The following is a 12476-nucleotide window of genomic DNA, read 5'->3' as shown; positions in this document are numbered from 1 at the left end:
TTTTTGGCTGTTGCCTTTTGATTGATCAGGCCACCATCTTAAGTTCGCTGAGGCCGTTGGGTTTTTTCACCAGCTCGATTTGAGTTTTGATGCGTTTTTTCACCCCTTCCACATGCGAGATAATGCCTACGGTTTTGCCGTGCGTTTTCAGCGTTTCCAGCGTACTCATGGCTAAATAAAGCGATTCCGCATCCAGATTGCCAAAACCTTCATCCAGAAATAGCGAATCGATCGCCTTGCCGTTATTGGCGATTTCCGCCAGAGCCAGCGCCAAAGCCAGGCTTACCACAAAGCTTTCTCCACCCGATAAGGTTTGCGGCAAACGATGTGCATTTTTCTGTTTGGTGTCTTCGATTTCCAGTGCCAGTCCATGTTCGCTGGCGCCGCTGCGCACATAATAACGGCCGCTGAGCTTTTCCAGAATCTGGTTGGTTTGCGATAGTAGTTTATCCGTCATCAATTGTTGGATTTGGTGTCTGAAGCCGGCCGGGTCGTCATTGATCGTCTTGAGTTCGGCTTGTGCCTGACTAAACTGCTGCTGTTCCGCCGCAAGCTGCTCGTGCAAGGTTTGATGTTTTTCCCGATATTGTTGTTGCTTGGCCAGTTTGTTTTCCAGGGCTTGCACTTCCTGTTCGGCAATATCCAGTTGTTGGGTAATCCGCTTGAGCGCTTGCTGAATCTCCGGTTCAGTCTGCTTATGGGCTAATGCCGTCGTCCTTTCAGTGTCTAGCGTGCTGGCAAGTTGTTGTACTTGAAGTTCGAGCTCCGCCAGTTTTGACTGATCTGAATCCAGCTGTTGCCGAATGTCGGTTTCCCGGGCGATCAAATGCATGATATCGCGGATTTCGTCTACCGTGGTAAACGCGGTGTCGGCCATTCTGTCGCCGAGGGTTTGTAGAATGGTTTTGTATTCAATCTGCGAGATGCGTAATTGCTGCTCCTGGTCGACTATCAATTTTTGTTTTTCGATGATGGCGATCTGCAGACTGAGGTGTTCCTGTTGGCCCAAGCTTGTGGTGTTACTGCTGATCTGCGCCTGATAATGAGCCATTTTACTTTCGCAGTCTTGCAGTTGCTGGTTGAGGGCCGAGATCTCTTTTTGTAGTCCTTCCTGGCGCAACAGATAGACCTGATAATCCTGGCGTCGGCTATTCAGTCGGTCGAACAAGGCGTTTTCCTTGCCTTTGCCGGGTAGCTTCTCGCCCAACTTTCTCAACTGGGTTTCCAGTTTTTCGATCAGGGCTTTTTCCGCGGCTTCGCAGGTTGCATAGCGTTGTTCAATCTCATCGAACTCGGGGGGGCGATTGGCCCATTCGGTTTCCAGATCATGGACCATTTTGGTCAGCCGTTCTTGGGTGTTTTGTTTACTGGCAATCTCGGTCGTCATTTTGGCAATATTGCGTTGTAACTGGGCGTACTGTTTTACCAAATTGTTGACTTTGTTCAGCTCTTCGGTATCTTGTGCCAGCAAGTGTTTTTGCAGCGCTAAATTATCGATATCCATGCCGTCGCGCATGATATTCAGGCGATTGGCCAGGGTGGTCCATTGCGAATGCATTTGTTGCAGGCGCTGCTGTTTAGTCGATTGTTGCGAGTCGAATTTTTGTGCGGTTTTCAATTTAGTGGCGGCGATATCGATAGCCGATTTTAGTGCTTGTATCTTACCGCGTTGATCCACCAATGCCGCTTTGGCGTCAGTAAAAACCGGCGGTTTCAGTACGAACGGATGGGTTGTCGAGCCGCATAAATAGCACGGTTTGCCATCGACCAGCTTGGCGCGGTCGGCAGTCATTTTTTTGATCAGCGCTTCATTCCGCAGTGCTTGTTCGAGCACTTTGATAATGTTTTCTTCCCGGCTCATTTCCTGGGTAAGCTCATCTAGCCGGGCTTGCAGTTCATCGATATTGGGTGCGATATCTGTGCGTTTTTTGATGCCCAGCCAGCCTAGCAGGCCTCGGTCGCTGAGTTTGGCTGTCACGCCGGCCAACGATAATAACTCCTGTAGGTCGATGACGCGCGCCTGTTGTTCCTGCTGCAATTCCTGCAGTTGCTCTAAGCTTCTGTTTTGGGCAATATCGAGTAAAGTCTGTTGATCGGTTTCAATCTGCGCTTTTAGGTCGGTTAAATCTTCCTGGGTGGATTGCAGGGCGGACTTGTTTTTTTTCAGCGAGGCGGTGATATTTTTGGTCCAACCGGCCTGGGATTTCTGTTTTCCGCTTAACTCGATGCGTTCGGCTCTGAGTTTACGTAAACGGACCACGTCGGGAAAGTCATCCAGTAGGCTGGCATCGGCTTGATGGGCCTGAAACCAGCGCTCTATTTCCGCTAAGCTGGATTGATTGTCAGTCAGCTGTTGCTGTATGGATCGCGCCAGGTCCCGCTGTCGCGGTAATTCCAGCTTCAATTCGCTAAGCGATAATTTGAGTGCGTCTACGGCTTGTTTTTGTTCGCTCAGCGATTTTTCCGAAACGGGCAAAGTTTGCGGACTGGCTTGTGTGCCTAGCTGATTTTGCAACATGGACAACTCGTTGCGGTAATTGTCCAAAGTGGCTTGGTTTTGTTCGATCAAGGCCTGTTTACTATCCAACAACGCGACTTCCGTGCGAAATTGCAACACCTGCTGATTGTCGGCAATGCGTTGTAAATCGAGCTGATATTCCTGAATTTTTTTCAGCAAGCCTTGCTGTTGACCGTGCAGCCTTTGTTGCTTATCTTCCAGCTCGGCTACGTTCTGCAGGCCGGCCAGCTGTTGCCGGGTTTGTGTTTGCTGCTGTTTGAATTCCGCCACTTGTTCCTTGAAATCCTCCAGATCGTGCGCGGCGGCTTCCAGTGCTTCCGGGCTTAACAGAGGCAGGCTGCCGATATCCTGTTGTAATTGGGTCAAACGGGTTTGAGCCTGATTGAACCGAGCTTCGGTTTGCTGACGATAATCGGCATAAAGATTGGTGCCGCTGATTTTTTCCAGAATGTCCATGCGTTCGCTGTCCAGCGCATTCAGGAAGGCGGCAAAATCGCCCTGCGGCAACACGATGGATTTGCTGAATTTATGAAAATCCATGCCGGTCAGCTCGGCTATACGATGGCGGACCTGATTGGGGGTCTCCGCCAGTAATAATTCTTGACCGTTCAGGCGGGTAAGGGTCATTTTCGGTAACAGCGTAATCGCGTTCTCCGTGGTATCGCTACGTTTCGCCTGCCAAGTCGAGCGATATTTATCTTCTCCCAAGGCAAATTCAACTTGTGCAAAACATTCATCGGTCTGTTTGGTCATTACGTGGGCGGCCGGTTTATCGAAACGGAATGTTTCGCCGTACAGGCCCAGGGTGATCACATCCAATATGCTGGATTTGCCGGAGCCGTTAGGGCCGGTAATGGCAAAAACCCCGCTATCGGCAATCGGGCCTTGATCGAAATAAATTCGCCCTTCGCCTTCCAGAGAATTGATGTTTTTGAAAAAAATATTAAGAATTTTCATAAATTTATGATTTATCTGGCATTTATTGGGCTTTGTCTTGCGGCTGCGGCAGATCGTGCTGCCCAAAAATAACCTGTTCGGGGTTCAACCGTTAACCTGTCATGATACACGATGGGATTTTGCTAAACAAAAACAAACCGCATTGGTTTTATATCGTTTTTCGGAATATTTTCGGCTTATCCCCGGCTTGGGGTAAGCTTAGCCCGTAAGCTATCATTTAGTAGCGTTCTTCGTAGAATTAGCATGCCGTTATCAGCCGCATTTGTTCAGCAATGCCGAGTCTTGCTCGGGAATCGTCAAGTGATTTCCGACCCGGAATCCCTGCGGGTGTACGAATGCGACGCCTTGTCCGCTTATCGCCAAGTGCCGGATTTGGTGGTGTTGCCGGACTCTGTCGCGCAGGTGCGGGCGCTGTTGAAACTGTGTAACCAGCATAGCATTCCGGTGGTGGCCAGAGGCGCGGGCACGGGGCTTTCAGGTGGTGCCTTGCCGGTAAGCGGCGGAATCGTCTTGGGTCTGAGTAAAATGAACCGGATTCTGGCGGTCGACCCGTTAAACTGTTCCGCCACATTGCAGCCTGGCGTGCGCAATCTGGCTATTTCCGCAGCGGCCAAACCTTACGGTTTATATTACGCCCCGGATCCTTCCTCGCAAATTGCCTGCAGCATAGGCGGTAACGTGGCCGAAAATGCCGGTGGCGTGCATTGTCTGAAATACGGTTTGACGGTGCATAACGTGTTGCAAATCAAGTTAGTCACATTGGAAGGCCGGTTATTGACTTTGGGCGGCAGCGGGCTGGATATGCCGGGCTATGACTTATTGGCTTTGGCTATAGGTTCCGAGGGATTACTCGGCGTGGTGGTTGAAATTACCGTGCGGCTGTTGCCGCTGCAGCCGCAAACCCAGGTGTTGTTGGCGGCTTTTGCCAGCGTGGAGCAGGCCGGCGCGGCGGTTGCGGCGCTAATTGCCGACGGCTTAACGCCGGCCGGATTGGAATTAATGGATAACGCCGCTATCAGGGCTACCGAAGCGTTCGTGCACGCCGGTTATCCGGTGAATGCCGCGGCCATTTTATTGTGCGAACTGGACGGTATGCCGGAGCAGGTGGCGGCGGACAGCCAGCGTGCCATTGGCATATTGCAACACAATGCGGCGGTCGAGATTCGGACCGCCAGTGACGAACCGGAACGTAGACGCTTTTGGGCCGGCCGCAAATCGGCATTTCCGGCGGTCGGCCGCATCGCCAGCGATTACTATTGCATGGACGGCACCATCCCACGCAAACAGCTTGCGTGCGTATTGCAACGGATTAGCGCCATGGCCGAAGCGTGCGGTTTGAGTGTGGTAAATGTATTTCACGCCGGTGACGGCAATTTGCATCCGTTGATTTTATACGACGCGCGCATACGGGGTGATTTCGAAAAAGCCGAGGTGCTGGGTGGCCAGATCCTGGAACTGTGCGTGGCGGTAGGCGGCACCATTACCGGCGAGCACGGCGTCGGTCACGAAAAGTTGGCGCAGATGTGCGTGCAGTTTCAGGCGGCCGAACTGGCGCAGTTTCATCGGCTTAAGCGGGCATTCGACCCCTTTGGCTTGCTCAACCCCGGTAAAGCCATTCCGACCCTGCATCGATGCGCCGAGCTGGGGCATCTGCATGTGCATCACGGTCAACTGCCGCACCCGGAATTGGAACGGTTTTAATGCACGATCTGGATATCGGTACTCAATTACAACAACAGGTGTTGCAGGCGGTCGAAACCGGCGGTGCTTTACGTATTGTCGGCGGCGACAGCAAGGCATTTTACGGCGGACATTGCGCGGCCGAAGCCTGGTTAAACACAGCTGATCACTGCGGAGTGATCGATTACCAGCCCAGCGAACAGGTTATTACAGCACGGGCGGGTAGCCGTATAGCGGATATCGCCGAGTTGTTGGCCGGTCATCGGCAAATGCTGGGGTTTGAGCCGCCGGATTATACCGGTCAAGCGACGTTGGGCGGCACGTTGGCATGCGGCTTCTCCGGGCCGAGACGGCCTTTTGCCGGCAGCGCTCGCGACTTCATGCTGGGATGTAAAATCATTAACGGGCGCGGGCAGATACTAAATTTCGGCGGGCGCGTAATGAAAAACGTGGCCGGGTTCGATGTGTCGCGCTTGATGGTGGGGGCCTTGGGTACGACAGGGGTGTTACTGGAAGCGTCTCTACGTGTATTACCCGTGCCTGAAACCGATTTGACCCTAGCTTGTGCGTGTACGGAGCAGCAGGCTTTAAGCAGAATGCAGCAATTATCCGGGCAACCCTGGCCGCTTTCCGGCAGCGCTTACGATGGTGAGTATCTGCGGATCAGATTGTCCGGTGCCGAGACGGCCCTAACAGCCGTCGCCAAACAACTGGCGGGTGACGCCGATCCGGCCGGCGATAGGTTTTGGCATGACTTACGCGAACAGCGCATAGGTTTTTTTCAATTACCCGGTACCTTGTGGCGCATCAGCGTGGCGCCCGCAACCGCGCCTTTGGATTTGGTTGGGCGTGGTTTGCTGGATTGGGGCGGGGCCTTGCGTTGGCTAAATACCGATATGCCTGCTGCAGCGATTCATGCCGCGGCGGCGGCGCATGGCGGTCACGCGATTTGTTATCGCGGTGAGGATAAATCCGATTGGTTGCGGCTGGATAGCGATTTGCTGGGTTTGCAACAAAACATTCGTTTGGCATTCGACCCGTTAAGCGTATTTAATCCCGGTCGGCTATTTTCCTGACGCATGCAAACCCAACTCGCCGATTTCATTAAATCCAGCCCACGGGGGCAACAGGCCGAGGCTATTTTACGGCATTGCGTGCATTGCGGATTTTGTAATGCCAGCTGTCCAACCTATCAATTATTGGGCGATGAACTGGATGGGCCGCGCGGGCGGATTTATCTGATAAAGCAGGTCTTGGAGGGTAATCGCGCAACCCGCGCCAGCCAGCTGCACTTGGACCGGTGCCTGACTTGCAGGGCCTGCGAAACCAGCTGTCCTTCCGGGGTTGAATATGGGCGCTTGTTGGATATCGGCCGGAATTTGGTCGAACAACAGGTGCCGCGCCGCTGGCATCAGCGTCTGCTTCGACAATTGATGTTGTTTTGTTTGCCTTTTCCGCAGCGATTTGCCGGGTTGTTGGTCATGGCAAGACTATGCCGTCCCTTGTTGCCGGCACGGGTTAAACGCAAGCTGCCGCTTTTGCAAGCAGCCGGCGCGAGGCCTGCCAAGCGGCATCAGCGGCGTATGCTGTTATTGGAAGGTTGCGTACAGCCGGCTCTGGCGCCGCGAATTAACGCCGCAGCGGCAAAGGTGCTGGATCAGTTAGGCATTAGTGTAGTCGATCTTCCCTCCACGGGGTGTTGCGGCGCGTTGGCATATCATTTGAACGATCAGCAAGGCGGTCTGGATAGCATGCGACGGCTCATCGATGCCTGGTGGCCGGCGGTCGAAAACGGCGTTGAGGCGATAGTCTTGACCGCGAGTGGTTGCGGTGTAACCGTTAAGGAATATGGGGTGTTATTACAGCACGACCCCTCCTACGCTCGGAAGGCCGCGCATATTTCAGGCTTGGCTAAGGATATTGGCGAAATCTTGCTGGCCGAGGATTTGACGGCCTTTACCGCCGCACCCCGCCGGATCGCTTTTCATTCGCCCTGTACCCTGCAACATGGACAACGGCTGAGCGGTGAAGTTGAAAGGTTGTTGATAAAGTTGGGATTTAAGCTGACTCAGGTTGCCGATGGGCATTTATGTTGTGGTTCGGCGGGCAGTTATGCTTTGTTGCAACCCGAGCTGTCGGGGCTGTTGCAGCAGGCTAAAATCCAAGCGTTACAAGCGGATCAACCCGAATTGATTGCTACGGCCAATATTGGCTGCTGGTTGCAATTGCAGGAAAAGTCGGATCTGCCGGTTGTGCATTGGATTGAACTATTGGTCGGCCAATGATGAATGTTCAGCCGGGAAAACCTGAAGACGATCTGCTTGATTTAACTCAAGCAGATCGATAGATAATCGAATATAGCGGTTATTTCAGCTCGTCAAGCAAAGCTTGCGCGGCTTGTTTTTGTTCGGGCGTGCCTTTTTCCAAGACTTCCGTCGCAATGGATTTGGCCGCCTCGGCATCGCCCATGTCGATGTAGGCTTTCGCCAAGTCGATTTTGGTTTCAAACTCATCCATATCGGTCAGATCGGAGACGCCAAAATCAATATCATCATCAATGCTTTCGCCGCCGAGGGTTTCAAAGTCGAAGTTAAAGTCGAATTCATCGGCGCTTTCGGAAACCGCCTCACTTAAAGGTTCGGCGGGAGCTGGGGTTGCAGCTGGAGCTGGTTTTTCTTCGGGTTCATCTTCGCCGAACTCAGGGAATTCAAAGCTTTCCAGACTGGCCATGTCCAGCGGCTCATCGCTTTTGGCAGGTGCTTCGCCGTCGCTTGCCTTGTCTGCTGCTGACGGTGTCGAATCGAGATCAAAATTGAAATCGAAGCTTTCTAAGGTAGCGCTGGCCTTGCCGTCCGCGTCTTCAGTTGCTTCCGTGCCGCTATCGCTTAACCCGCTTAAATCGAAATCGATCGATTCGATGTCTGCGACCGGCTCAATAGGCTGATCCGTTGCTTCTGCCTTATTCGTCGGTTTATCGAATGAGCTGAGATCGAAATCCAGACTACTGTTGTCGGATTCATCGTCCGGGAGGGTTAATTGCATTTCGGCCAATTCGGAATTAATCTCATCCATTAATTCCATATCCGGCAGCGTGGGGGCTTTCAGATCAATCAAGTCATCGTTGGTTGATGCGGCTTCAAAGTTAAAATCATCATCGTCGGTTTCAAAATTCGCCGGTTGGCTGGACTGTACATCATGAGGCTGTGCCGCTGGCGATTGGGGTGACTTTTGATTGACAGCCGTTGCCAGACCGCCGAATAAAGTCGATTCCGGAATAATTTCCTTGGCCATGTCCGAGACTTTGTTCCAGAACGAACGATCGGCGTTTTTGCCTGCCTCGGCCAGTTCTTGCGTGTATTCGGCGAAGCGCTCTTTATTTTCATTGGCATAAAAAATTTCAAGCAGCTTGAGCTTGTAATCGTCTTTATCCGGTTGCTCTTTAATCGCCTGGCGAATTAAATCTTCGGCTTGTTGGTAACGGCCATAAGCTAAATACACATCCGCTTCCGACATGGGGTCGATATCGCTTTGATCGGTGTCGAACGCTTCGAAATCGCTGGGTGTGAAGTCGCTGATAAACGAGCTTTCACCGACGGTGCCGACATCGTAAGCGCCGGTGCTGTTGATATCCATGACTGGAACCGACAGGCTGCTGTCTGAATCCGGCATTCTGATCTGGCTGGCCGAGGCAAACATGCTTTCGGTGTTGGTTTGGCTCTCAATTTTACGTTTTCGCCATAATAACCAGCCCAGTAAGCCAATAATGCCCAAGCTCAATCCGCCAATCGCCATTGAATAGGTCGATGAAGAAAAGAAGCTCTCCTCGTCAACCGGCGGCGGTGGAGGCGGCGGGACGGGTTTGACCTGTTTGGGAGCTTCAACGGCTGGCGGTGTCGGTTTGACTTCTGCTGGTGGTTGAGGTGTTACTCCAGCGGGGGTTGATTCCTCAAGAGGTGGAACAGTCTCGGGTTGAGCGGTCGCTTCCGGTTCGACTGGCTCCGTTTGTTGGGTTGGTAATTTTTGGGCGCTTTCGGCGGCCTGTTGTGCTGCTTGCTGGTCGTTGCTTTGCAGAGCAGCCAATTGCTGGTCTTTCAACGCCAGCAATTGTTGCATCATGTTTAGCTGTTGTTCGAGCCGATCGATGCGGCTTTGCAGCTCAAGATCCTTGCCGTCGGATGTAGCACCGCTGGCGCCTTCGCCGCTTGCCGGGCTTTCGCCCTGCTCTTGTCCGGGTTTGACCTGTCCGACGGGACTGGTGTTTTCGGTGATTTTGGCTTCGGTAGGAGCGATTAATTCCAGGGCTTTATTGGCGGCAACGGAATCCGTGGTTGGCTTAGACGTTTTACGGGTCGGTTTGCGCTCGCCGGAGGATTGCAAAATGGCATCGGTTGCCGGGATTTTTAATACCGCACCTGCCTTTAGCGAGTCTATATTGCCTCGGTTGAAGGCGTCCGGATTGGCTCTAAACAGTGCCGCCATCATTTGGTTTGTCGGTACGCCGCGTTCATTACCAAGTTGATCGGCTATACGCCACAAAGTGTCGGCGGTTTGAACCGGGCCGTATTCGCCGCTGGTCGGCGTCTGCGGTGTGATATTGGCCGCTGCCCGCACCTGGCGGACGCTTTTTCTACCGGTTTGAGTTTTGCGCGCCGGTCTTGAATAGTCTTCAAGCGGTTCTACACGGTAATCGGCATTGAAGGTGCTGGGGGTGACGGGGGCCCGGTAGGCTTCCGGTGGGTCGACCAAAACGGTAAATTCGCGGTATTGGCTACCTTGCGGCCAAGAAACCTCAAGCAGAAAATCTAAAAACGGTTCGGTTAAGGGTTCGCGAGATGTGATTTTGACCACAATGGAACCATTAGCCTGTACGACAGGATTGAATTTGATTTTAGATAAGAAGTAGTTCCAGGGAACGCCTGCCTGATCGAATTTTTCCGGAGGCGCCAGTTTTACGGAAACATCGGCGGGGTTTTCGCCCGCCGCCAAACGCAGATGGATTTCCGCATTAAGCTTTTGATTCAGGGCGGAATGCAGCTCAATGTCACCGATACCCAACGGTTGCGCGCTCATCGGTGCCAGCAACGATACAACCGCTAAAGTTTTAGTTAAGTGCTTCACATTCTTTTCCTTCACTGGGATTACCTCGGCACGATCAATCAGATGCATATTGTCCGACTCATTAAAGACGCTTGCTAATCTTAGACTAGATGTAATTTTTTACCAGCACCTCGGCGATTTGCACGCTGTTCAAAGCTGCGCCCTTTCTGACATTATCGCCCACTACCCACAAGTTTATGCCGTTAGGATGGGAGATGTCTTCGCGAATTCTGCCCACATAAACATCGTCGTGGCCGGACGACTCGGTTACCGCGGTGGGATAGCCGCCATCCTCACGCTCATCCAATACCGTCACGCCCGGAGCGGACGACAGTAGCTCCCGTACCCGTTCCGCGGAAATTTTTTGCTTGGTTTCAATATGTACGGCTTCGGAGTGTCCGAAAAATACCGGAACCCGCACTGCGGTGGGATTTACCAATATATCGGCATCGCCCATGATTTTTCGAGTTTCCCAAACCATTTTCATTTCTTCCTTGGTGTAGCCGTTTTCCATAAAAACATCGATTTGCGGCAAGACGTTGAAGGCGATTTGTTTGGGATACACGCTAGGTACGACTGGTTTGGCGTTCAGCAGATTGGCGCTTTGGGTCGCCAACTCCTCGATAGCTTCCTTGCCGGTGCCTGAAACCGCTTGATAAGTGGCAACGTTGATGCGGCTGATGCCGGCCGCGTCGTAAATGGGTTTCAATGCCACCAGCATTTGGATGGTGGAGCAATTCGGATTGGCGATAATGCCGCGATTTTTATAGTCCGCGACTTTTTCGGGATTAACTTCCGGTACCACCAGCGGAATGTCGTCGTCATAACGGAACTGCGAGGTATTGTCGATCACCACGCAGCCGGCGGCCGCTGCTTTAGGGGCGTATTCGGCCGAAACGGACGCGCCGGGCGAGAATAGGCCGATTTGCACTTTAGAAAAATCGAAGCCGGCTAAATCTTCTACTATCAGCGAGCCGCCTTTAAACGGAATGCGTTTGCCGGCCGAGCGTTCGCTGGCTAGCGCGTAAACTTTACCCACCGGAAAATTACGTTCTTCCAATATGGCTAACATGGTTTCGCCGACTGCGCCGGTCGCGCCGACAACTGCAACATCGTAAGTTTTGGACATAGGGTTTATCCTTTTAAAGCATTGAGTACGGCATCGCCCATGCCGGAGGTGCTGACTTGAGTCTTGCCTTCCGAGTAAATATCCGCGGTTCGAACACCGGAATCCAGTGCACGATTGACGGCTTGTTCAATACGCTCGGCCGCCGCGGTCTCGTTAAAGGTATAACGCAACATCATGGCTACCGACAAAATGGTGGCCAGCGGATTGGCAATTCCCTGGCCGGTAATGTCCGGCGCCGATCCGTGTATCGGTTCGTACATGCCCTTGCCGTTGGCATCCAGCGATGCGGACGGCAACATGCCGATCGAACCGGTCAGCATGGCCGCCGTATCCGACAAAATATCGCCGAACATGTTAGTCGTGACTATGACATCAAACTGTTTGGGTGCTCGCACTAATTGCATCGAAGCGTTATCGACATACATGTGGCTTAATTGCACGGCGGGGTATTCCTTGCCGACCTCGGTTACCACCTTCCGCCAGAGTTCGGTGACTTCCAGCACATTGGCCTTATCCACCGAGCATAGTTTGTTATGACGTTTTTGGGCGGTTTTGAATGCGGAATGAGCAATACGGCGGATTTCCGACTCGCAATACACCAAGGTGTTGAAACCTTGCTGCTCGCCGTTTTCCAGTAACCTTATCCCGCGCGGTTGGCCGAAGTAAATGCCGCCGGTTAATTCGCGCACAATCATGATATCCAGACCCGATACCACGTCAGGTTTTAGAGGGCTGGCCTCGGCCAGTTGCGGGTACAAAATCGCCGGTCTCAGATTCGAAAACAGATTCAGTTCGGAACGTACGCCCAGCAAGCCGCGTTCTGGCCGAACCGCGTGCGGTAACGGTTCCCATTTTGGGCCGCCCACAGCACCCAGCAATACCGCATCCGAATTTTTGCACAGGTTCAGAGTGGTTTGCGGCAAAGGGGTGCCGAAAGCGTCGTAAGCCGCACCGCCGATCAGCGCATTTTCGAATACCAGACCCAGGTTCATGTCGGTATTCAAAAACCTCAATACCTTAACGGCTTCCGCGACAATTTCCGGGCCGATCCCGTCACCCGCTAAAACGGCGATTTTTTTTGCCATGCTGCTACCT

At 52.8% G+C, this 12476-nt stretch carries 7 protein-coding genes; 3 read left to right on the top strand and 4 right to left on the bottom strand.

Annotation, left to right across the window (positions count from 1 at the left end; genetic code table 11):
• Positions 1–25 precede the first annotated feature (25 nt).
• Positions 26–3475 (bottom strand): AAA family ATPase, encoded by a 3450-nt coding sequence (locus M0R33_RS02380; protein ID WP_292564488.1) that lies wholly within the window; start codon positions 3473–3475, stop codon positions 26–28.
• Positions 3476–3718: 243 nt separating this feature from the next.
• On the opposite strand from M0R33_RS02380, the gene M0R33_RS02375 reads away from it, so the two are divergent.
• Genes M0R33_RS02375 through glcF form a run of 3 tightly spaced genes read left to right on the top strand, consistent with a single transcriptional unit; the run spans position 3719 to position 7440 of the window.
• A complete protein-coding gene (locus M0R33_RS02375) occupies positions 3719–5176 on the top strand; it encodes an FAD-linked oxidase C-terminal domain-containing protein (RefSeq protein ID WP_292564485.1) in 1458 nt (485 codons plus the stop codon).
• Positions 5176–6231: a glycolate oxidase subunit GlcE gene (gene glcE, locus M0R33_RS02370; protein WP_292564482.1), complete on the top strand. Its 1056-nt coding sequence runs from the start codon at positions 5176–5178 to the stop codon at positions 6229–6231. Before M0R33_RS02375 ends, glcE begins: the two co-directional genes overlap by 1 nt.
• A 3-nt stretch (positions 6232–6234) precedes the next feature.
• A complete protein-coding gene (glcF, locus tag M0R33_RS02365; protein ID WP_292564479.1) occupies positions 6235–7440 on the top strand; it encodes a glycolate oxidase subunit GlcF in 1206 nt (401 codons plus the stop codon).
• A 79-nt stretch (positions 7441–7519) separates the two neighbouring features.
• On the opposite strand, the gene M0R33_RS02360 is transcribed toward glcF, so the two are convergent.
• From M0R33_RS02360 to leuB, 3 genes are all read right to left on the bottom strand, one after another.
• The gene (locus M0R33_RS02360) at positions 7520–10273 is read right to left on the bottom strand and encodes a FimV/HubP family polar landmark protein (RefSeq protein ID WP_292564475.1); all 2754 of its coding nucleotides are present in this window, start codon (positions 10271–10273) and stop codon (positions 7520–7522) included.
• 85 nt (positions 10274–10358) lie between these two features.
• A complete protein-coding gene (locus M0R33_RS02355; protein WP_292564472.1) occupies positions 10359–11381 on the bottom strand; it encodes an aspartate-semialdehyde dehydrogenase in 1023 nt (340 codons plus the stop codon).
• A gap of 5 nt (positions 11382–11386) precedes the next feature.
• Positions 11387–12466 carry a 3-isopropylmalate dehydrogenase gene (gene leuB, locus M0R33_RS02350; protein WP_292564469.1) on the bottom strand — a complete coding sequence of 360 codons (1080 nt, stop codon included), beginning with the start codon at positions 12464–12466 and terminating at the stop codon, positions 11387–11389.
• Positions 12467–12476: the final 10 nt, after the last annotated feature.

This window comes from Methylomonas sp. (assembly GCF_023228165.1).
GTDB lineage: Bacteria > Pseudomonadota > Gammaproteobacteria > Methylococcales > Methylomonadaceae > Methylomonas.
The sequence above is the reverse complement of the archived record's forward strand: the minus strand, read 5'-3'. Positions and strand labels throughout refer to the sequence as shown.